This window comes from Vibrio sp. Isolate24 (genome assembly GCF_022398215.1).
GTDB lineage: Bacteria > Pseudomonadota > Gammaproteobacteria > Enterobacterales > Vibrionaceae > Vibrio > Vibrio coralliilyticus_A.
Map to the genome: position 1 here is coordinate 375570 of NZ_JAKEUU010000001.1, position 22935 is coordinate 398504.

At 44.0% G+C, this 22935-nt stretch carries 20 protein-coding genes; 10 read left to right on the forward strand and 10 right to left on the reverse strand.

From position 1 onward, the window contains the following. Positions 1 to 14 precede the first annotated feature (14 nt). From L1D23_RS01725 to L1D23_RS01735, 3 genes are all read right to left on the reverse strand, one after another. Positions 15 to 1538, reverse strand: coding sequence for an EAL domain-containing protein (locus tag L1D23_RS01725; protein ID WP_239863884.1), 1524 nt, complete (start codon positions 1536 to 1538; stop codon positions 15 to 17). 244 nt (positions 1539 to 1782) lie between these two features. Next, positions 1783 to 3243: a PhoPQ-activated protein PqaA family protein gene (locus tag L1D23_RS01730; RefSeq protein ID WP_239863885.1), complete on the reverse strand. Its 1461-nt coding sequence runs from the start codon at positions 3241 to 3243 to the stop codon at positions 1783 to 1785. A 213-nt stretch (positions 3244 to 3456) separates the two neighbouring features. Further along, entirely contained in the window at positions 3457 to 4821 is a 1365-nt protein-coding gene (locus L1D23_RS01735) for a PLP-dependent aminotransferase family protein (RefSeq protein WP_239863887.1), read from the reverse strand. 111 nt (positions 4822 to 4932) lie between these two features. Between L1D23_RS01735 and L1D23_RS01740 the strand changes: the two genes are divergently transcribed. Further along, positions 4933 to 5565: an NAD(P)H-dependent oxidoreductase gene (locus L1D23_RS01740; RefSeq protein WP_239863888.1), complete on the forward strand. Its 633-nt coding sequence runs from the start codon at positions 4933 to 4935 to the stop codon at positions 5563 to 5565. 330 nt (positions 5566 to 5895) lie between these two features. Beyond that, positions 5896 to 6348 carry a carboxymuconolactone decarboxylase family protein gene (locus tag L1D23_RS01745; protein WP_239863889.1) on the forward strand — a complete coding sequence of 151 codons (453 nt, stop codon included), beginning with the start codon at positions 5896 to 5898 and terminating at the stop codon, positions 6346 to 6348. 165 nt (positions 6349 to 6513) lie between these two features. Here L1D23_RS01745 and L1D23_RS01750 read toward each other — a convergent pair whose 3' ends face one another. Next, the gene (locus L1D23_RS01750) at positions 6514 to 7245 is read right to left on the reverse strand and encodes an SDR family NAD(P)-dependent oxidoreductase (protein WP_239863890.1); all 732 of its coding nucleotides are present in this window, start codon (positions 7243 to 7245) and stop codon (positions 6514 to 6516) included. A gap of 663 nt (positions 7246 to 7908) precedes the next feature. Between L1D23_RS01750 and betI the strand changes: the two genes are divergently transcribed. From betI to choV, 6 genes are read left to right on the forward strand one after another with little or no spacing between them, the layout of a single operon-like run. Continuing rightward, entirely contained in the window at positions 7909 to 8505 is a 597-nt protein-coding gene (betI, locus tag L1D23_RS01755) for a transcriptional regulator BetI (RefSeq protein WP_239863892.1), read from the forward strand. A 20-nt stretch (positions 8506 to 8525) separates the two neighbouring features. Beyond that, a complete protein-coding gene (gene betB, locus L1D23_RS01760; protein WP_239863894.1) occupies positions 8526 to 9986 on the forward strand; it encodes a betaine-aldehyde dehydrogenase in 1461 nt (486 codons plus the stop codon). A gap of 19 nt (positions 9987 to 10005) precedes the next feature. Then, entirely contained in the window at positions 10006 to 11706 is a 1701-nt protein-coding gene (betA, locus tag L1D23_RS01765; protein ID WP_239863896.1) for a choline dehydrogenase, read from the forward strand. Positions 11707 to 11734: 28 nt separating this feature from the next. After that, on the forward strand, positions 11735 to 12673 hold the full coding sequence (locus tag L1D23_RS01770) for a choline ABC transporter substrate-binding protein (RefSeq protein ID WP_239835283.1): 939 nt from the start codon (positions 11735 to 11737) through the stop codon (positions 12671 to 12673). Positions 12674 to 12721: 48 nt separating this feature from the next. Continuing rightward, positions 12722 to 13564 carry a choline ABC transporter permease subunit gene (gene choW / locus L1D23_RS01775; RefSeq protein ID WP_239835282.1) on the forward strand — a complete coding sequence of 281 codons (843 nt, stop codon included), beginning with the start codon at positions 12722 to 12724 and terminating at the stop codon, positions 13562 to 13564. Between the two features lie 2 nt (positions 13565 to 13566). Then, positions 13567 to 14754, forward strand: coding sequence for a choline ABC transporter ATP-binding protein (choV, locus tag L1D23_RS01780; protein WP_239863898.1), 1188 nt, complete (start codon positions 13567 to 13569; stop codon positions 14752 to 14754). Between the two features lie 119 nt (positions 14755 to 14873). Here choV and L1D23_RS01785 read toward each other — a convergent pair whose 3' ends face one another. From L1D23_RS01785 to L1D23_RS01800, 4 genes are all read right to left on the reverse strand, one after another. Further along, the gene (locus L1D23_RS01785) at positions 14874 to 15491 is read right to left on the reverse strand and encodes an alpha/beta fold hydrolase (protein ID WP_239863900.1); all 618 of its coding nucleotides are present in this window, start codon (positions 15489 to 15491) and stop codon (positions 14874 to 14876) included. Positions 15492 to 15691: 200 nt separating this feature from the next. Next, a complete protein-coding gene (locus L1D23_RS01790) occupies positions 15692 to 16480 on the reverse strand; it encodes a PhzF family phenazine biosynthesis protein (protein ID WP_239863901.1) in 789 nt (262 codons plus the stop codon). A gap of 208 nt (positions 16481 to 16688) precedes the next feature. Further along, positions 16689 to 17828 (reverse strand): FMN-dependent L-lactate dehydrogenase LldD, encoded by a 1140-nt coding sequence (lldD, locus tag L1D23_RS01795; protein WP_239863902.1) that lies wholly within the window; start codon positions 17826 to 17828, stop codon positions 16689 to 16691. 139 nt (positions 17829 to 17967) lie between these two features. Beyond that, positions 17968 to 19659, reverse strand: a complete 1692-nt coding sequence (locus L1D23_RS01800; RefSeq protein WP_239863903.1) for an L-lactate permease — start codon at positions 19657 to 19659, stop codon at positions 17968 to 17970. Between the two features lie 167 nt (positions 19660 to 19826). Between L1D23_RS01800 and L1D23_RS01805 the strand changes: the two genes are divergently transcribed. After that, positions 19827 to 20726 (forward strand): LysR family transcriptional regulator, encoded by a 900-nt coding sequence (locus L1D23_RS01805; RefSeq protein ID WP_038161629.1) that lies wholly within the window; start codon positions 19827 to 19829, stop codon positions 20724 to 20726. A 13-nt stretch (positions 20727 to 20739) separates the two neighbouring features. On the opposite strand, the gene L1D23_RS01810 is transcribed toward L1D23_RS01805, so the two are convergent. Both L1D23_RS01810 and L1D23_RS01815 read right to left on the reverse strand, forming a co-directional pair. Beyond that, the gene (locus L1D23_RS01810) at positions 20740 to 21225 is read right to left on the reverse strand and encodes a hypothetical protein (protein WP_239863904.1); all 486 of its coding nucleotides are present in this window, start codon (positions 21223 to 21225) and stop codon (positions 20740 to 20742) included. Then, positions 21207 to 22061, reverse strand: coding sequence for a winged helix-turn-helix domain-containing protein (locus L1D23_RS01815; protein WP_239863905.1), 855 nt, complete (start codon positions 22059 to 22061; stop codon positions 21207 to 21209). Before L1D23_RS01815 ends, L1D23_RS01810 begins: the two co-directional genes overlap by 19 nt. A gap of 274 nt (positions 22062 to 22335) precedes the next feature. Here L1D23_RS01815 and L1D23_RS01820 point away from each other — a divergent pair, with 274 nt between their 5' ends. Then, positions 22336 to 22932 (forward strand): porin family protein, encoded by a 597-nt coding sequence (locus L1D23_RS01820; protein ID WP_239863906.1) that lies wholly within the window; start codon positions 22336 to 22338, stop codon positions 22930 to 22932. Positions 22933 to 22935 lie beyond the last annotated feature (3 nt).

Consider the following 22935-nt stretch of genomic DNA (forward strand, 5'->3'; position numbering starts at 1 on the left):
ACGGCTCGCCCCGTTTAGAGTGAGCGCTTGCCCAATATGGATTCAAGTTCATCTTTTGGCATTGCTCGATAAAATAACCAACCCTGAGCTTTGGGGCTGTCACAAAGCTGTTTGATATGTGCCAGCTCCGATGGGTGCTCAATGCCCTCAAAAATGAGCGGTTTATTCAATTGGTTTATCATTACAATAATATGTGTAACCAACTCTCGCTTGAGATCATTGGATAGAGATTGTGTAAAAATACGGTCTATTTTTATCTCGCTAAAATCTATTTCCGTCAGCCACACCAAGTTTGCTAACCCTGTCCCAAAATCGTCCAGAGCCACAATAAAACCGAGTCCTTTCGCTTTTTGTGAAAATGCCCTCAGGTAAGGAATATCCAGTTCCACTCTTTCAGTAATCTCAAGTTTAATTTGGCTAGGGTTAATCCCCTTTGAGGCCATTTTATCGATCAGGGCATCAAGATAGTCCAAGTGAAGTATCTCGTAAGATGAAACATTCAACGCGAGGAAAAACAAGGAGTCCGAACGTAGCAGGGCTTCCATCTCTGATAATGCGGTATCGACGATGAATTCAGACAATTGAGCATAAAGTGATAGCTCCTCAGCCATCTGAATGACAAATTCTGGCGATACATGGCCTAGTCGTTCATCGTGCCATCTAAGTAGCGACTCAACTCCGACAATATGTTCAGATCGGGCATCAACAATAGGTTGGTAGGCTAAATGTAACCGCTTATGCTTGAGAGCTTCTTGAAATCGATGCTCCATGGAGGCACGTCGCTTTTGAACGGAAGCCCACCAATAAGTGAGTAAGGCACTGAGCAAAGCGCATATCAGAACCACGACAATGAGCGCGGGAGCTGATAAATACAAGATACCAGAACGCTTGTTATTTGTGTCTATACAAATAGGCAGTGTGTCACTGCATTGCTGAATCTGTTGATATAGGAAAGGTAGCTCAAAGGCTTCTGAGTCGACGGCTTCATACGAAGCAAGAGTCTGAGACGGGCCTTGGGATAAAATGCGATAAGAAAAATCAGGAGCCAATCGCGAATACTGAGCATAAAAATCCAGTGATGCAAATGCAGCAATGGAGCCTACTCTAAAGGCAACCAAAGGTAAATCTGCCGGAAAAAGGTTGTTAGTATCTGTATAAATTTGCAGCGCTGAAGTCTCTTGGCTTTGCTTATCAATCAAAGGAGGAGGTGAATCTAAGAGACCCCAGTTGGCGGTGCATACGAGTGTGTCTTTATCGATCAAACCAATGTCATAGACAAAATAATGGTAATTCGCGAGAAGTTGAAACTCATCAATGCTAGCAGAAGAGCATTGCTCAAGTGGCTTTTCTTGAGCTTCATCGATAGCCGTCATCACATCCTGCACAACACGTTCAGTATGGGCGAGTAACCTTTCAGTAAATGCTGACTGCTTGGACAGTTGAAATTGCATAATAGAAAAATTAGCCAGTGCAAGCAGCACCAAAAATGTCACCGTCGCAATGCCTAGTATTAAAGTGCGCATCGTGTTTAGTGACATAGTTTACCTCGTTTCTTCGTGTTAATGATTGAGTGTATCGCTTGTAAGCCAATGCTATTTAAGCTGGGCAGCCCCCCAACTATGTTGGGAAGCTTTGAATGTCTCAATAACGGTGACACGAAACTGGTGTCCTGAATACGTCATTGATGCGCATAACTTGAGTCCTGATGATTTTAGGCCTGCAAGCAGTTGATCTCAATATGTAGTCGGAAATGTTTTATCATACGTAAACCGAGATTTTATGTTACTGATTGGGTTGTGGGTAGGTATTAGGCGAGACAAACGCAGGAGAGGTAACGGTTATCTCATGTTTTCCTTCTTTATAGTTGAATTCAATAAACCTAGACGTCCAACCGGCGGTATTTGTCACTTTGGGTAGAGTAAAGGTACACTTTTTCTCATCACAGCGGCCTTTTATCGTATTGGCGCTGTACCTAATGTTGGTAGGGAATATGCGAAAATCACGCCCATTGGGGTTGTATGCAGACCAAAGTGTCGCTTGCTTTTCTGGAACAAAATCTGTCGTGATTACGATATGTTTTTTGTCGTATCTCCATGTCACTGAGGGATAAGAGTGATTATCAAGGAACATAGCGTAGTACTCATTAAGAGCCGTGCTGATGATTTTGGAATCAATCGAATGTGATTGATTGGGTAATATTCGAACCATGTTTTCACCTGACAGTTTATCAATGTATTGAAGCAGAGAGTCTGGAGTAAAAAAGTCATCTGATGAGGCATTGATAATATATTTTGGAATGGAAAGTCGATCTGCGTATTCAGGTAAATTTGAGTAAGCAAGGGGGTCCTCAATACGCATCAATTTAGTGAAGTTTGGCGTATCAATTCTATCGACTACGCCTTGAGATACGTAATCATGAAACGCAATTGGCCAGTCCCCAATGCTGTCATGAATGTGGCGAATGTTATCGTCGGTATTTAAAATATCAGCGGCAATTGGAACCAGCCCGCTGACGCGAGTGTCAACCAGTGACGTTAACCATGCTACCCACCCTCGTTTGCTTGCTCCTGCTAATACGAAGTGTTCAGGTTTCGTAAAGCCCTGATTCCTTGATGCTTCTTGCACAGCGTTCATTGCTTGAACAACCGACTTAACCATGGGTAAGTGTGCAGACCAATAGGCATTGTTTGCTGGATCATCCATATAACGATTCCAGCTATAAGCCACAATGCTATCTTCCTTTCTCGGTATTCCATCGTTAAAAAACAAATACTGGTTCGGCACATCATGTAGATCCACAACTATCGAAGCGTTGTTCGAGGCAATCTCTTGTAAAGCTAAGGACTCTGGCTGAGGGTTCCCGTGAGCGTCTTGAGGAACATTAGTGCCGCCATTGATATACAGTAAAGCCTGATGGTGCTTAATGGTGTGAGGGACATAAATGATAAGAGTATGTTCCCATTCTTTACCAATGTTCTCTAAAGGCGTATTTGGCCAGTATTGGCTAATTAGCTTGAAGTGATGGATATCGATAGAATCTTTTGCTTCCGACTTGATTAGCTCAATGCTAGCCATGTTCTGTGATGGCTCTGAAAGAAAGCATTGCAATACATTTTCTGGTTTGTCGTTGAGCGCATGTAGGGCACATATGTCCTGCGCTGCTGCGGGTAGGACGACAATACTGAGTAGTGTACAGATGAAGTGATGAGCACTTAAAGTGCTCAATCTTTGAATCTTGAACATGCATGTATTCCTATAAGTTGCGACACAATGGGTAGTTCACGGCAGAGAGTCGACTAGATAGTAAAAGGAACAGTTGCATTATAACTATCAGATAAATCTTATATTTTTCATCCGAAGGTTTAAGTCTTGGCCTTCTGTCATACCCCGAAGGAAGGATGCGTGAGCAGCTTTGACACAGCGGATTGTGCTCAAGAGTGAACTATGATTGTTGGCTTATATGAATTGACCTAACCTGCCAATTAAACCGTGGCATTCTTCAGCTGTTCGAATGTTGGTAAAACCAAGAATTAGGCTTGGGTGCATTGGCTTTGAAGAGCACTGTGACAGCGCTTGAGCAAATAACCCGGTTTTCATCATCTGGCGAGAGAGCGCTAGATCGTCACATTTAGGGTCATTTAACCTTGCTATCATATGCATTCCCCCCGGTTGGGGCTCAATAGATAGCTTGTGGCCTAGCATTTTGGTGAACAGCTCAGATGTTAATTCTCGCCGTTCGCGATATAGCTTCCTCATCCGTTGAATATGGCGAGGAAAGTGACCTTCTTGCATGAAGGTCAGAATACAGTTTTGTGTAAAAGTGGGGACGTTTCCAGCGAATAACTCTGCACATTGTTCAAATTGAGAGACCTGACTTGGTGGAACTACTATGTATGCCACTCTCAAGCTTGGGAAGAGAACTTTACTGAAAGTACCCGAATAAATCACTCTGTCATGAGTATCTAAACTTTTTAAAGCGGGTAGGGGCTGCCCTGTATGGCGGTACTCTCCGTCATAGTCATCCTCTATAATCCAGCTTTTATTGCTCACCGCCCAGTTTAATAGCATCTGTCGTCTTTGTAGTGAAAGTGATACACAGGTCGGGCTTTGATGCGCTGGTGTGACAATGAGTGCTTTCACTTTACTATTGTCTGGAAGAGCTAGTCCTTCCTCGTCAACAGGAATCGGTTCAGGGTGAAATCCACTGCTTGCCAGTACCTGACGAGTTAGCGGGTAACCGGGGTCTTCAATGCCAATATGAGAGTGTGTTTTGAGCAGTACGTTAGTGATCCAGCGAATTGAATTGACATAACCTGATGTAATAAAAACCTGTGCCGGGTGGCACTGAACACCTCGGTATAACTGCAGATATTGGCTTATTGCGCCTCTTAAATCCGGCAGCCCGCAGGTTGGAGGATAGGCAAGGCTGCTCTTGTGTGTGTTCCTCGCACATCGCGCCGAAATTCTTGACCAAGTGTTGATAGGAAAGGCATCTAAAGCGGGAATGCCTAGGTGAAACGGTAAAATATCAGAGTGATCGTTCTCTAAATTGAGCGGAGAAGATGGAGCTGATGGATTCCCTTTAGCTGGGGTCAATAGTTGATGACTGACGACAGTGCCAGCCTGCCCTTTCGCCTCGAGGTAACCTTCCGCTTTAAGTAATGCATAGCCTTCTTCGACTGTCCCTCGTGAAACTCCCATTTCTTTCGCAAGTGCGCGAGCCGAAGGTACTTTCTCACCCGGTTTTAGTATCTGTAGTAAAATCGCGTCGAGAATACGCCGATACACACGCTTATATGCAAATTGTTTTGGTTTTTTCATTACTATATGGACCATAAAAAAAGATAACTTATGGTTCTTAAACTGAACCATTGCCTCTTATAACATACTAAGTAAAGCAGCAGCAATTACCCTGTTTTTTGGGAGAAATATATGAATATCCTGCTAGTTAACAGTAGTCCTAGAAAGCTTCAAGCATGTACGTATCAATTGGCGCAACTTATTATTCAGCAGATGTCTGAGAAGGTAGACGTTGAAGTGGTTGAAGTCGATACAGCAACCTTGCCTCATCTTGATGCTGATTATGCTAAGGCACTGAGTACGCCTGATCTCATGTACGATGAATCAAGCGGTAGTTTATCATTGTCGAATCAATTAATTGCCCAGCTAAATAAAGCTGATCTCATTATTATTGCATCACCAATGCACAACTTTACTTTACCTTCCAGTCTTAAATGCTGGGTGGACCATGTGGTGAGGGCTGGAAGGACATTTGAGATTACAGACACTGGAAAGCGTGGTTTGCTAATCGATAAACCTATTTATGTTCTTGTGTCTGCGGGCGGAAGGTTTTCTGGGAAAAACGCTTATCAGCCAGATTTCTTTACTCCGTACCTGACAGAAATTATGGCTACAATAGGGTTAAAAGATATTAAGTTCTTCACCATTGAAGGGACTGCTACAAATCGCGAAACCGTACAAGAACAAATTGATTTACTGCAAAAACAATTAAAAGACCATTTAGAAAGGACTGAGATATCAAGAGAGATGTTTGTCGCGACTTAATGGTAGTCGCTGACTAAGACATTGATACTTTCTTGTAGTATCGTCGTATATCTCTGAGTTATGTTTTTTTTAAGAGTCGTCTGATTGTTGTAAGTGAGACATATCGATAAATTAGCTCTGCATTCTGGGTCTTCCCTGTAGCCCTTAATGTGATTAACTAAGGTTAGTTTGAGCCTCATTCATTGTTTTGTGTGAGGCTTTTTTTATTGTTTCTCTTCAAAGATTATTGATGGTTGGTTGTCATTTATTAACTCGATGCCATGTAGGGTGTGAACCTAAAACACACAACGGCAATGTACTCAGTTTTGATTTTAGAGGAAATATAAGAGTATGAAATCACGTATGAATTATTACACCACAGCTCCGGAAGCGATGAAAATTCTGATTGGACAAGAAGAGTATTTGCGTGAGCAATTTAAAACATCTGAAACTCTTACGGTTCATTTATGGGAGTTGATTAAGCTTAGAGTGTCTCAGATGAATCAATGTGCGTACTGTGTGAATTTGCACAGTAAAGATGCGCTTGAGCAAGGAGAAAGTGTGGAGAGATTGATCGGCCTTAGTGCATGGCGTGAAATGCCTTTTTACGATCAGGTCGAATCGATAGCACTTGATATGGCAGAAGTTCTGACCCTAGGGCAACCATTGGAAGACGACAAATACAGCCAAGCAGTGGAAATTTTGGGTGATAAAGCGGTAGTCGATTTAGTTGTAGCGATCAACGCCATTAATAGCTGGAACCGGATAGCGAAAACGTTCAAACCGCAAATAGCAAAGAAATAAACAAGATAGGCTGAATGCAATGAATAGACGCGGATGAATCCGCGTCTTTCACTTTTTGAGCCCGAAATCTACATCTTGGACGGACTAAATAGCAGGGCTGAAAAGTGAAATTTGTGTGAGTACCCTGACGTGCTTATTAATTGATTGAAAGCTCATGGTCGACGGCTATTCACGATAGGTTGTCAGTGAGTTTTCCAAGTCAATAATTGTGCATCGAATAGAAAGCATTTGCATTGCTGCGCCCGGAGAGAGCTTTCTGATAAAGCTAACGGCTTGATGTAGATCCCCGGGTGATATTTTTAAATCGTTTTTGATACGTCCATCATTGGTCATGTCAGTGTCCACGACGCTTGGACACAGGCAACAGACCTTGACACGAAATGGTAGGCACTCATCATATAGGGAGCGGCTGTAACTCACTATGGCGGCTTTAGTCGCGGAGTAAATAGCAATTTTAGATACTGGTTCTAAACCTGCAGTAGAACCAAGGTTATACACCTCACCAAATCCTTGAACCTTCATCTTTTCAACCACCATATTACAGATCAAAATATTAGAGATAATGTTGGTATTTATGAGTTCAGTGAGATCATTTAATGAAACTTGAGTATTCCCTGATTTCAATATTCCAGCACAATTGACTATCACATCAATTTTTTCGTAGCGAGATAATAGTGACTTTATGGATTGCTGAAGGTCCGATGGATTACGAAAATCAACCGAGACAGTTTCAATCTCACAGTGAGGATACCGTGACAGAATGTCGCTTTTCGCTTTACTTAGATTATCTGGATTGTTCGCGACAAGAATAAGAGAGAAATGTTGCTTTGCGAAGTATTCCGCTATGCTTTTCCCAATGCCTCTACTTCCTCCAGTTATAAGTGCATATTGATGCATCCTTTCTCCAGTCATTACTTAAGTATCTAGGCCAAAGGATACAAGTTCGAGATGTTTTTTTTCTTAGGAATTATCTGACTTTTCAATGAACTTAGGCAATCGAGCGTTCATATTTTCCTTCTCATTAAAGTTGGAGTTGATTGAACGGTTCTCTTAAGTACCAGAATGGTTGTTGATGAGAAGCGTATGTAGCCAGTAAGAGCAACCTCATGCTTCCCGATTTCCTTAGGTACATCGCCTTGTTATGAAAAGGGATAATGAGATTTTTGTTCTCGCTCATTAATTGAGCGTTTTGATTTTTATAGATCTAATGAATTTACTTGATTAGAGCTCTAATGAAAGATTTTCCTCAAATACATCGATATCGAGTTAAGTGTCTAAGCTTGTGAGGGTGTAAATTCATTTCTGTATTTTGCTTTATTTGTTGAATTTACATTAAGTTGTTGATTTAAATTGTTTTTATTTTGTGTTTTTGTTTCTATTTACCTGGCGATAACAACGAAAATAACTTCGACTTGGGGGAATAGACTGAAGAAATTATCATCACTATTTCTGTGAAAGCTAAGTGGTATTTGTCGGATAATTAAAAAAATAGTTTGAGTGCTAACTAATTTTCTGGCATCTTATATTTAATTGAACGTTCAATTAAAAAAGGAAAGAGTCATGCCTAAGGTAGGGATGCCAGAAGTCAGAAGGCCTCAGCTCGTTCAAGCCACAATGGCGGTGATTGATAGAGTTGGGTTGCACGCAGCGAGTATTTCGTTGATCAGTAAGGAAGCGGGAGTCTCGACTGGAATCATCAATCACTACTTTGGCGGCAAACAAGGTTTGCTGGAAGAAACAATGCGAGAAGTGCTTCGGCAGCTTTCGCTTACCGTAACGAAGCGCCTTAAGAAACTGCCTACCAGCGCACATCAGCAACGTATTAACGCGATTATTGATGGAAACTTTGTTGGTTATCAGGCTGAGAACAAAGTGGCCAAAACTTGGCTCGCGTTTTGGGCTTACTCAGTACATGAACCTCAGCTCAAGCGCTTACAGCGTGTCAATGAGAAGCGCCTTTTATCGCACCTTCGGATAGAGTTGAAAGCGCTATTTGACAAAGAGCAAGCGGAAATTATCGCGCATGGCATCGCAGCATTGATTGATGGCATTTGGCTGCGAGGCACGATGAACCCTCATGGCATTGATGCTGATAAAGCCCGGTTAATCATCAATGATTACCTGGATAAGCAGCTCACTTTTTATTCACAAAAATAACGAAAAGTCAGAACTATCAAATGGATATGAAATCACTATACATCGATGGTAACGCCTGTAAGGCGACATCGGGTGAACACTTTACTACTTACAACCCCGCTAATGGAGAACCATTGGCTGAAATTGGGCAAGCTAGCCAACAGGATCTGGATCGGGCCATTGAGTCGGCAAAGCGAGGCTTCAGAGTTTGGTCTTCGATGTCACCCATTGAGCGTAGCCGCATACTGCTTAAAGCAGTGGCTATATTACGCGAGCGAAATGATGAATTAGCCGCTCTAGAAGTAGCAGACACTGGCAAACCTATTCAGGAAGCGATTGAAGTCGATATCACAACGGGCGCAGATGTGATCGAATATTACGCAGGTCTTGCTCCTAGCATGCAAGGTGAGCAGCAACCTTTGAGTGAGAACCAGTTTTTCTATACGCGCCGTGAACCTTTGGGGATTTGTGCCGGCATCGGTGCTTGGAACTACCCCATTCAGATTGCGATGTGGAAATCGGCTCCTGCACTTGCCGCAGGTAACGCTATGATCTTCAAACCTTCAGAAGAAACACCACTGACTGCTTTAAAGTTGGCGGAGATATTCACTGAAGCAGGGCTACCTGATGGTGTATTTAACGTTGTTCAAGGTGATCACCGTGTAGGACAAATGCTTACGGCACACCCCGACATTGCAAAAGTATCATTCACGGGTGAATCAGGTACTGGCAAACTGGTTATGGCGGACAGCGCTAAAACGCTGAAGCAGGTCACCATGGAGTTAGGTGGCAAGTCACCAATGATTATTTTTGACGACGCCAAGTTAGACCATGCGGTATCAGCGGCAATGGTAGCGAACTTCTATACCCAAGGCGAAGTGTGTACACATGGTACACGAGTCTACGTTCATGAAGATATTTATGATGCTTTTGTTAGCCAATTAAAACAAAGAACAGAAAAACTGGTGGTGGGTGATCCAATGGATATGGACACTCAAATCGGTGCGCTGATCTCCAAAGAGCACCTAGGTAAAGTTTTGAATGCCATCGAAGAAGCAAAGCACAGTGGTGCTACTCTTCTAACTGGCGGTGAACAGTTAACGCATAACGGTCTTGAAAAAGGCAATTTTGTTGTGCCGACTGTTTTTATTGATTGCTCTGATGATATGCCACACGTCCAGAACGAAATCTTTGGGCCAGTGATGTCTGTACTCAAGTTCTCAGATGAACAAAATGTTATCGAACGAGCCAATGATACAACCTACGGCTTAGCTGCTGGCGTGTTTACACAAGACCTTTCTCGTGCCCATCGAGTGATTCACCAACTACAAGCGGGAATTTGCTGGGTAAACACATGGGGTGACTCACCTGCTGAAATGCCTGTGGGCGGTTATAAGCACTCAGGTATTGGCCGCGAAAACGGTCCTGAAACGCTTCGTCACTACACCCAGACAAAGAGTGTCCTAATCGAGCTGGGCGATTACGTCAGCCCTTACGCTTAAGCAGCAACGGAGAAAGAAAATGGAGCAAAGCTACGATTATATCATCGTTGGCGCGGGTTCGGCTGGCTGTGTTCTGGCGGATCGGCTTTCTGAAAGTGGTGAACATCAGGTGCTTCTATTAGAAGCCGGTGGCACAGATAAGAGTATTTTTATTCAAATGCCGACCGCACTTTCTTATCCGATGAACACCGAAAAGTATGCTTGGCAATTTGAGACGGTTGCTGAAGATGGCCTAGATGGACGTAAGCTACATTGCCCTCGCGGCAAAGTGCTTGGCGGAAGCTCTTCAATCAATGGCATGGTTTATGTTCGAGGACATGCTTGTGATTTCGATGAGTGGGAAGAGAACGGAGCCAAAGGCTGGAATTATCAATCTTGCTTGCCGTACTTCCGTCGCGCAGAGTCTTGGAAAGGCGGAGAGGATAAATACCGTGGAGGTGAAGGGCCAGTCGGTACCTGTAACGGTAATGACATGACGCTTAACCCATTGTATCAAGCTTTTATTCAAGCTGGCAAAGAAGCGGGTTACCCGGAAACTGCCGATTACAACGGTTATCAGCAGGAAGGTTTTGGCGCGATGCATATGACCGTGGATAAAGGTGTACGAGCATCCACGTCTAACGCCTACTTAAGGCGCGCTCTAAAACGCAAGAATTTGACGCTGCTTAAAGGTGTAGTTGTTCATAAAGTTTTGTTGGAAAACAAAAAAGCCATAGGTGTCGAGTTCGAGCGTTCGGGTAAAGTAACGAAAACCTTTGCGAAAAAAGAAGTCATTTCTAGCGCAGGATCCATTGGCTCAGTGCAATTACTTCAATTGTCTGGAATTGGACCAAAGGCCGTACTCGAGCAAGCGGGAGTAGATGTAAAGCACAACCTACCGGGAGTCGGTGAGAACCTGCAAGATCATCTTGAAGTTTACTTCCAATATCATTGCCAGCAACCCATCACTTTGAACAGCAAGCTCGGCTTGGTGAGTAAAGGTATGATTGGGGCGGAGTGGATCCTGACACGCAAAGGTTTAGGGGCGACTAATCACTTCGAATCTTGTGCGTTCATTCGCTCACGCAAAGGGCTTAAATGGCCCAATATTCAATACCACTTTTTGCCTGCAGCAATGCGTTATGACGGGAAAGCTGCATTTGATGGACATGGCTTCCAAGTCCATGTCGGCCCAAATAAACCAGAAAGTCGTGGCCGGGTGGCAATCAAGTCTGCAGACCCGCAAGACAAACCCATGATTGAGTTTAACTACATTTCGACAGAGCAAGATCGACAAGACTGGCGAGATTGTATTCGCCTGACGCGTGAGATCCTCTCTCAACCAGCCATGGATATGTACCGTGGGAGTGAAATTCAACCGGGAGAGAGTGTCACTACTGACGCTGCCATTGATGAATGGGTTAAACAAAATGTGGAGAGCGCATATCACCCATCTTGTAGCTGCAAAATGGGTTCAGACGAAGACCCGATGGCAGTGTTGGATGAATATTGCCGAGTACGCGGTGTTGAAGGGCTGAGGGTGGTGGACTCGTCGATCTTTCCTACCATCCCTAACGGTAACCTGAATGCCCCCACCATCATGGTTGCGGAGCGAGCCGCAGATTTGATTTTAGGGAAGCCTTTGCTCAAAGAGGCTAAGTTACCGGTCTGGATTGCGCCAGATTGGCAAGAAAAACAGAGAACCGAGACACCAAAAAGAGACGTATCTTCTGTCTCGTAAAGTCAGTAAATATTACAAGGAAAACATTATGTCTATGATGACAAAAACATTATCAACGGTCGCGCTGAGCGTGATGACAACGACGGCTTATGCTAATCAGTGTGAAACCGTTCGATTTGCAGATGTGGGCTGGACTGATATTACCGCTACAACGGCAGTAACCAGCGAATTACTCAAGGGGCTAGGTTATAAAACGAAAACCGACTTGCTCTCTGTTCCGGTCACCTATTCTTCTATGGCGAACGGTGATATCGATATCTTCCTTGGCAACTGGATGCCAACCATGGAGGGAGATATCGCTAAGTATCGTGAAGCTGGAACGGTTGAAACTGTACGAGCAAACCTTGAGGGCGCAAAATACACGCTAGCTGTACCCAAATATGTTTATGATGCGGGTGTGAAAAGCTTTGCAGACTTAGCTAAAAATGCCGACAAATTCAGAGAGCGTATTTACGGTATCGAGCCGGGTAATGATGGCAACCGTTTGATTCAGTCGATGATAGACAGTGATGCATTTGGCCTAAAAGGTTTCAACTTGGTCGAATCGAGTGAAGCGGGCATGGTCTCTCAAGTCTCCCGAGCGGTCCGTCGTAATCAGTGGATTGTTTATCTTGGTTGGGCGCCGCACCCAATGAACAATAACGTGGATATGGAATACCTTGACGGCGGTGATGACTTCTTTGGACCGAACTACGGCGGCGCCAACGTTTATACCAACGTACGATCTAACTACCTAAATGAGTGCCAAAATGTTGGCCAGCTCCTGAAGAACCTGAAGTTTAGCCTAGAGATGGAAAACGCTTTGATGGAAGAGATTCTGAATCAAAATGTTAAGCCTTCAAAAGCAGCATTGCAGTGGCTGAAAGACAACCCAGAACAAGTGAAAACTTGGCTTGATGGAGTCAAAACGCTTTCAGGTAGTGATGCAGCAGAAGCGGTATCAAACTACGTTAAATCTAACGCATAACGTTATCTGGCGGGCAATCTTGCCCGCCAAGCAATCTAAGGTTTTATTGTGAATTTTATTACCAACAACAAAATCCCTTTCGGTGAATGGATGGAAACGGGTGTCGACTGGCTAACCATGAATGCAGCGGGCTTTTTTGACTCCATCTCATATTTTCTCGAAACTATTATCCTTTTTGTTGTCGACATCTTTAAATGGATGCCACCAGCACTACCGATTTTACTTACCGCTGCTATCGCTTGGTATTTACATCGTAGCATTCCATTGGTTTTGTTTATTATTGGTGCATTGCTAACCATTCTTAACCTCGGCTACTGGCAAGAAATGCTGGAAACCTTTGTCCTAGTGTTTGCTGCGACAACGATTTCCGTATTAATTGGCGTTCCATTAGGGGTAATGGCAGCGCATCGCGCTTGGCTGTATACCTTACTGCGTCCTATTTTGGACTTGATGCAAACTGTCCCCACTTTCGTTTATTTGATTCCAACCCTGGTTCTGTTTGGTTTGGGGATTGTTCCTGGGTTAATTTCGACCATTATTTTTGCTATCGCAGCTCCGATTCGTCTTACGTATCTTGGGATCATTAAGGTTCCAGAGGAGCTGATTGAAGCGGGTCAGGCATTTGGCGCGAGTAAGATGAAATTACTCTATAAAGTCGAGCTACCAGCGGCGTTGCCAAGCATTATGGCCGGTGTCACTCAGTGCATTATGTTGTCACTTTCAATGGTGGTAATTGCTGCACTAGTCGGCGCTGATGGCCTAGGTAAACCAGTGGTTCGGGCACTAAACACTGTGAATATCTCTCAGGGCTTTGAAGCCGGACTGGCCATTGTGCTGGTTGCGATCATTCTTGACCGCCTTTGTAAATCACCTAATCAGAAGGAAGTGTAATCATGGATGCGATTAAGATTCAGAACCTTGATGTTGTATTTGGTGATCAGCCGCAGAAGGCTTTGTCGCTGCTGGATGAAGGAAAAGTACGTCAGGAAATTATCGATCAAACAGGGCAAGTCGTGGGCGTTGATAACGTCACTATGAGTGTCAAAGAAGGCGAGATTTGCGTGTTAATGGGCTTATCTGGTTCAGGTAAATCAAGCCTACTTAGGGCGGTGAATGGTTTGAACTCTATCAGCCGTGGTTCATTGCAAATCAAGGATGGCGATAATCAGGTCGAGCTCTCTTCTTGTAATGAAGAAACGTTAAGACACCTTCGCACTCATAGAGTATCCATGGTATTTCAAAAGTTTGCTTTAATGCCATGGCTGACTGTGCTCGATAACGTTGCATTTGGTCTTGAAATGCAAGGAATGCCGAAAGCTGAACGAAGAGCAAAAGCACGTGAGCAGCTGGAAATGGTCGAGCTGTCAGACTGGGAGCAAAAATATCCGCATGAGTTATCTGGCGGGATGCAGCAGCGTGTAGGGCTGGCCAGAGCGTTTGCAATGAATACTGACATCCTGTTGATGGATGAGCCCTTTTCGGCGCTTGATCCTCTGATTCGTGCTCAGTTGCAGGATGAGTTGATCCAGCTTCAGAAAAAGCTTAATAAAACCATATTGTTCGTCAGTCACGACTTGGATGAAGCACTTAAAATTGGTAACAACATTGCTATTATGGAGTCTGGTAAGCTGATTCAACATGGTAAGCCAGAGCAGATCGTACTCTCACCAGAAAACGATTACGTGAAAGACTTTGTATCGCATACGAATCCGCTTAACGTGTTAAAGGGCCGCTCACTAATGCAACCGGTGAGCGAACTAGAACAAGAAAACGCAAGATGGCAAATTTGCCCAACCCAAAAAGTGTGGGTCGAAGGGCGTGACAATCAGTTGCATCTTGATAGTGGCATCAATCTAAAGCTGGTGGATTGGCGCGATGATTCGATTGAGTTGAATGATATAAATAAAGAGTCCGTCGTGATTGCAAACCCAGACATAAGCATGAGAGAAGCGATTAAACTCAAGCAGAGAAGTGGCCAGCCCATTTTATTGGTTGAAAATGGTGAGCTGATTGGCGTTTTGGATGACAGCGACTTTTACGCTGGTTTGCTGGGAAAGCATACTAAACCTCAAGCTGCTTAAGTAGGCGTTAAAATTTTGTTATGAAGCCGCAGCACTTTATGCTGAGACATAAGTGCTGCTTTTTTTGGATAAGAATCTACGCGATTTAGCTGGTTACCTTACGCCACGCTGAGATCGCGTTAGCGATAAAAGTGGTTAGTACGAATGAAATGGTCAATTTGCTTTGGGACGAAGGCGGTATAAATCATACTGGTATGTGCACTTCTCATCTCTATATGATCGGTCATGCCTTCAATTTTTGTCTCATCAACCGTAACCGTACCATCTGATAGGGTTTGATTTCCCATCATCAAGAGTGCTCTCGCTCCGACAGCTAAAGTGCCAGCAATGCTACCAAGCTTCTGGGGAAAGCACCAAACGTCATCATGCTCCTGTAAACCAAACTCTGCTGCATTGCCGAGCATCGCACCCATACCAAGATCTTGAATACGGCTAACAATCGAGGCGCCTTTTAAAGGCGATCCGACAGTCACAACATGCGAGATTTTCTGCTTAGATGGTTGTCTGGATGAGAGATAGTGCTTGATGATCAACCCTCCGAGGCTATGGCCAACTAGTACGTTACTTTGTTGTGATGACAATGCTTGGTCTATGGCCCTGAACACTTTGTGCTCATCAATGGCAACACTGTTATAGCTAATAGTTTGAGTATCGTAGCCGTAAGAGCGTAACTTTTGGCTGAGTGGTTGCATTGCCAGCCCATGCATGTACAGCCCATGGAGAATGATTATTTTCATCGGACTTCTCACTACAAAATCTTAGCCTTATTCTGCCAATGCTGGGGTGGTTTAACCAGCAGTGAAAGCAAGATTTGATAATCCGTCGGCAGTATTTGTATTGCTCAACTGAACAAAAGCAATTGGCGGGGACAAGAAACCAGAGCAAGACAGTTGTTGTTCAATAGGTAGAAGCAAAAAACGGATGACACCCTGGCTACTTATACATAGATTTTGCTGCGTGAATATAGAACCGCATCACCCGAAACAATCACCTTGTCCTCTTCCACGTGACAATATAGAGTTCCACCACGTTTAGACGCTTGATAGGCTTTGAGGTTGGACTTACCTAGTTGTTTCGACCAATAAGGAGCCAGTCCAGCATGAATAGAACCCGTGACGGGATCTTCACAGTCACCGACATCGGGCCAAAAGTAGCGAGAGACAAAATCATACTGTTGGCTTTGGGCTGAAATCACTAAGTCATAAGGTGCCAACTGTTCTAAATATTCACGACGAACCTGAACCTCAATGATATCTTGCTCACTCTCATAGAAAGCGAAATAGGCCTGTGGGCTTTTCAGTACATGGCTTGGTTGAATGGAAAGTGCTTCCATTACTTCCGGCGGTACTTCAGATTCTATTGGCTTCCGATTTGGGAATGTCATTAATATTCGCCCAGACAGGTCTTTTTCAACTTCTAATGAGCCTACATGTCTTGTTTCAAACTCGATCTTTCCATTCAGAGCGAAAAATTGGTAAAGCACATACGAGGTGGCGAGTGTCGCGTGGCCACAAAAGTCGACCTCTGCAACGGGAGAAAACCAGCGAATCTCATATCGGTTAGCGCCTGTGGGTTTAACAAAAGCGGTTTCAGAAAGATTATTTTCTGCTGCAATGTTTTGCATTATTTCATCGCTGAGCCAATCAGCTAAAGGAACTACTGCCGCGGAATTCCCTTTAAAGCGTTGAGTTGTAAATGCATCGCAGGTGAACATATCCAGTTCCATACTTCTCTCCAATTCTTTTTATGTATTAATTGTTGAGAATATATTCTCATAGGTAATTATTTGTAATGCTTTACACACCGTGAGTGGGAGTGTCTTCGCAAAGGATAATACTTTTGTTACATGCTGTTAATAAGAACTGGGATGAGCGTAAGAATCAGGGAAGGGGAAAATTAGGCAGCACAGCATGCTGAATGTACTGCCCAAGTTGTTATTTGAAGCTAACTAGAGATTCCCTAGTCAGTTCTTGAATGTTTTTCGCGCCAGTAAGTGTCATGGCAACGCGCATTTCTTTTTCGTACAGGTCGAGAAGGTTTTCTACGCCTGCCTGCCCCTGTGCTGCAAGTGCATAGATGTAAGAACGGCCTAGCATGGCACAATCTGCACCCAAGGCGAGCATTCGGACTACATCAAGACCAGTGCGAATACCAGAATCAACAAAGATCTTAAGATCACCTTTTACGGCATCAGCAATACTTGGTAATGCTTTAGCAGATGACATCACTCCATCTAACTGGCGACCGCCGTGGTTGGAAACGACAATGCCATCAGCGCCAAATTTAACGGCATCTTTTGCGTCCTGCTCATCTAGAATTCCTTTGATGACCATGGGGCCATCCCAGAAGTCACGAATCCACTCTAGGTCTTTCCATGAGATGGAAGGGTCAAAGTTTTCACCTAACCAGCCAATGTAGTCTTCGAGTTTTGTTGGCTCACCGCGGTAGGTTGAAATGTTGCCTAGATCGTGCGGTTTACCAAACAGGCCGACATCAAATGCCCAAGAAGGATGACGCATTGCTTGAAAGACTCGTCGCATTGCGGCATTTGGTCCGCTCATACCAGAATTCATATCACGATAGCGAGCCCCCGGCACAGGCATATCAACTGTAAAAACGAGCGTTGTGACTCCGGCTGCTTTTGCGCGTTCTAGTACGTTTTTCATGAACCCGCGGTCTTTCAAAACGTAGAGCTGAAACCACATGGGTCTTGCGAGCTCTGGTGTGACTTCTTCAATAGGGCAAACGGAAACTGTCGACATCGTAAATGGGATGCCTTTGTTTTCCGCAGCAATAGCGGCCTGTACTTCACCGCGTCTCGCGTACATGCCAGTTAGACCAACTGGAGACAGAGCAATAGGTAGAGCGAATTTTTCACCAAAGATTTCGGTTTCCAGATTCAGATCAGACATGTTTTTGAGAACACGTTGTTTTAGGGCAATATCCGCGAGATCTTCGGTATTGCGCCTTAACGTGTGCTCTCCATAAGAGCCACCATCAATATAGTGGAATAAGAACGGCGGAAGTTTAGATTTAGCCGCTTTGCGGTAGTCTGTTGAAGCTGAGATGATCATAAATTCAGTCCTACATTTACATATTGGGGGCCTAGATAAGGCTGGAACGACATCTTTTAGATTAAAAAGGCGTTAATACCCGCAATTATTCGACACTAGTGTCCGGTCTTGTCAGGGACAGGTATTAACGCGAAAAGGTTTACTTCATTAGCGCATCGGTAATTTGGATACCATAAATGGCTACCAAGCCAATAACGCCAGTCACTACAAGATAGTAGAACGTTGGGATAACGGTCTTGCGCAGCGTCGCACCTTCACGACCCAGAAGACCGACGGTTGCTGAAGCCGCTACAACGTTATGAATCGCAATCATGTTACCTGCTGCCGCACCGACTGCTTGAAGAGCGACGACGACTGCACTTGAAATAGATAGCGTCTGAGCAACTTCAAACTGGAACTGGCTGAACATCATGTTAGAGACGGTGTTTGAGCCTGCGATGAATGCACCCAAAGCGCCAACTGTGGCACTGAGTGCTGGGAAGGCTTCACCCACCAAACCTGCAGCGAAGTTTGCGGTAGTCACAGGCATACTTGCTAAATCAGCACCGTTGATTCCAGAGTTGATAAAGATACGTACCATTGGGATGGTAAACACAAGTACGAAGCCCGCACCAATCAATGTTTTGCTCGATTCACCAAACGCTTTCGTCAATGGGGTAGCACTGCGTGCTTGAAGAAGTACTGCAATCAAAGCGACAAACACTAAGATGCCACCAGGCAGATATAAAGGTTGGATAGCAGTACTGATACCAGCTTCGCCAAGAATGTTGCCAAACGACAAACTCACGCTACGCAGCATGGCTTTAAACTCAGCGCTGACGCGACTTGCTACTAGGACGACAGCAAGAAGCACGTATGGCAGCCAAGCCATAACCATGCTCATTGGCTTGTCTTTAGAATCCGCCAGATCAATCTTAAGAGAGCCTAACCATTCTGCAGGCCATTTCTTCTCGTCTTCAAAATCCCACGTTGATTTAGGAACAAGGAAACCACGCTTAGCAGCAGAAACCACGATCGCTAAGCCAACCAGACCACCGATAAGTGATGGGAATTCTGCGCCCAATAACACACCTGTTAATGCGTAAGGAATGGTAAAAGCAAGGCCTGCAAAAATGGCAAATGGAACAATGTCTAGGCCTTCTGTCCAGCTTCTGTTCTTGCCAAAGAAGCGTGTTAGCATCATCGCCATCAGCACAGGAATGAGAGTACCCACAGAAGCGTGGATCAGCGCAACGCTGGACGTTATCTGCTGAAGGTATGCGTCCCAGTTTGAACCGTTAGCCACAAGCGCTTCAGTAATGTTATGTGTATCTAGGCCTTTGTTCACGCCGACAATGATCGGGGTTCCTACGGCACCGAAAGACACGGGTGTAGACTGAATCATCATGCCCATTAAAACGGCGGCAAGAGCAGGGAAACCAATCGCGACCAGAAGCGGAGCAGCAATGGCAGCGGGGGTGCCAAAACCAGAGGCGCCTTCAATGAATGAGCCAAAACACCAAGCGATGATGATCGCTTGAACTCGACGGTCTGGCGAGATATTGGTAAATCCATTGCGGATGGTTGATATCGCACCAGTATGCTTCAGCGTGTTGAGCAGGAAAATGGCGCCGAAAACAATCCATAGAACAGAGACAGTGATGCCTAATCCTTGGAAAATAGAGGCAAGAACTCGGGTAGTAGACATATCCCAGAAGAATAGGGCAATCACAACCGTCAATCCGAAAGCGACAGGCATTGCGCGTTTAGCTGGCCAGTTGAGACCGACTAATAATATAGCCGCAACAACTATCGGCGAAAAGGCCACTAAGGCCAGTAAAGTTTCACTCATTGGTACATCCTCGTACAGGCTTTTACTTTTACAAATCAGGATTCTCCAGAATCTCTTAGATTTTATAATTGTGATATTTGTGTTAACTCGAGGTGAATTTACCCCTTTCTTTTTTATTGATATAGGGAAATAATGAAAATAATTAATTCCAAAAATGACATAATGGTATGCGTGCGGACGATATAATCTTGTTTTCTCAGGTCGTAGAACTGGGTAGTTTTAGTAAGGTGGCAGAGATAAATAACCTTACAAATTCGGTAGTTAGTAAAAGAATCGCTCGATTAGAAGAAGAAATTGGCGTTCAACTATTATATCGAACTACGCGTAAATTGACGTTAACTGAGGCTGGTAAGGCGCTGACCCACGGCGCGAAAAATGTGAAGCAAGCCGCTCAGGAAGCGATGGACGCGGTATCTGGGTTTGGTGAGAATATCAGCGGCCACATCAAAATGTCGGTTCCTTCAATCTCTGGTGACCTAATTTTGGCTGATGCAGTGGCGGAGTTTTGCAACTTACATCCAGGCTTAACGGTTGATATGTCCCTCGATAATCGCTTTGTCGACTTAGTAGAGGGCGGTTATGACTTAGTGATTCGCACGGGGTATCTTGAAGATTCCAGCCTGATTGCTCGTCATATTCTTGATTCTCAATGGGTGGTTTGTGCGTCACCTTCTTACATCGCACGCAACGGAAAACCGATCAAACCTGAAGATCTGGTTACCCATAACTGCCTGCAGTACGCCTATCAAACCACAGGTGCCTCAGAGTGGGAGTTTAAGTCAAAATCGGGGAACTATATTGTGAAGGTATCTGGGTCTTTCTCGACCGACAACGCGACAGCATTAAGGAAAGCAGCGTTGGGAGGCCACGGGATTGCGTATGTGCCGCGATGCTTGGTTTATCACGATATTCGCAATGGTCAGCTGGTGGATCTGTTTCCCGAGTTGGTCGGCAAGCGGTTAGGGATTTACGCGGTGTACCCGTTTACTCGTCAGCCACCCAATAAGGTTAAGCTGCTGATTGAGCACATTCGGGCGCGCTATCTGGCCATTTCACACTATTTCTAATGATCTGATCAGACTAAGCAGCATGGCATACAAAGTTGCTGTCTTCACTCTGTCCATTGTTGAAGAGATAAAGGTAGTTACCTTCGATATAGTAGTTAATATCTATGGATATTCCCTCCAACCTATCAACGCTATTCACAAATACATCCAAGCTTGTGGGTTTGTTGGCCCACATGATTTTGTCGTACAACATCCGTAGCCTATTGCCAGACAGAGAGTAGCGAGTCGTATAGCTGACCTCGAAAGGATGAGGTTGTTCTCCATCGATGGATATTTGACCTGAGTGATATTGGGTCATCACATCATTGGAGGTAAATAATAAAGTATGTGTCTCATCAATCGAGAGGTATTGACTGAATGAACTGCGTAAAAAATGACTTTTTTGTTCTGAACAAACCCAGCGAGTACCATTAAGCTCGCTTTCAGCTTGTTGTGTTTTGATAAGAAATGAGAATGCGATAGAGGCCATCAATACTATTGCTATAACAATGAGTTGCATTGTGTCTTCCTATTAATAGCGACACGGTTTAACGTTTCGGCTAATGAGTGTGTCGTTGCGTTTAAGTGGTGATAGGTTTTGCTGTTAGTTGGATCTTGTGTAAACACAAATATTTTTGAGGCAAGCCGGCTTTCATCATATAGCGAGCGATAAACTCTTACGTAAACACTGATCTTACATTGTTTAATGTTCTCAAAGTTGCGAGCCTCTAAACTTTCTATGACTTTGTTGATATCGAAATTCTTCCCGCTCACATTACTAAAGTAGAGGCTAAGATGGCTCATTTCGAACTTGGAGTAGTTGTCTTTATTGATAAAATTCGGCTTTGGAGGTGAGTGGAATATGCCAAAGCCAGTTAGAAAAATCGCAGTAGAAACAGTGATAAACAAAGCCAACTTGAAGGTATACGCGAACTTAAAAAACTCAAGTAAGCTCATCTGAGGTAATTTCTTTTTAGTAACACTAGGTACTTCAAGCACCTCAGTGTTCACCGGATAACTGGCAGGTTCGTAAACGATAGGAGAGTTAGCGTTGGGCAAGCTCAAATAGTAGCCTATCTTACTTACAGTTTTGATCTCTACGCTTGTCGCTTTAAGTGAAATCAATACTCTTCTTAACTCTGAAATTACGTTGGTAAGTGCTTGGTCAGTAACAATACGTCCAGACCAACATTCCTCGTAAATCTTCTCTCTTTTAACCGGCGTACCATGGTTTTCAATCAGCAAGCTAAAAACGTTGAATGTGAGAGGACGTAGCTCAATAGATTGACCATTGTGATTACTGAGCGTCCGTGACGCAGTGTCCAATTGCAAATTGGATATTGTGACTATGTTCATTTCTACAACTTAAGCATTGACGCTGCGTGTTAAGCGATTCGATTCTTACTCAAAGGCGGGTTAGTTTATAAATTAAACGTATAAAATCAATGTTTGCATTTATAAAATTAATCACACAAAAATATTTGCAACAAAAACAGTTATATAGAAAATATGAGAGTTAGGTCAAATTTGTAATGTGGACAGTTATGAGGAAAACCTTTGGTCGATATTTAGTTTTATGTGGTTTGCTTGCTTAAAGTAGGCGCTTCTTGTTAACACATTAAAAGAAACTATGAAAAAACTATTATTAGCAACAATCATCTTCTCTTCTTTGGCTTCTGCTCAGGATTTTAAAGGGTTTTATTTTGGAGCGGGTATCGGTTCGACAAACTACTCGGATGATGGCTACACAGAAGATATGCAAGAATCCGCGTCTAAGTTACCGGGTAATTCATCTATGACCGCGAGTAATGATGCCGATGGGCAAACCTATAAGCTGATAGCCGGCTACATGTTTAACCGAATCATTGGTGTTGAAGCACAATACACTAACTATGCTCCTATTAAGATTAATAGCTCTAATTCCACTTTTAATCATGAGCTGGATTTATTCTCTTTCACGGTTAATGCAAATATGGGTTATACATTTGACAACGGCTTGAGACCATTCGCTACCGCTGGTATGGGCAGTATTGATTTGGGTGAGAGCGGTTCAGAAGCTGGCTCGACAGTTCGAATTGGAGCTGGTGTCGAATATTTTGTTCCTCAGTTAGCAGGGCTATCTATCCGCGCAGCGTATGAGGTTGATCACTTTATCCTAGATTTTTACGATAAAGAGTACAGCCAATCCATCGGTAGCTTTTATGCATCCGCAAGTTATAACTTCTAAACA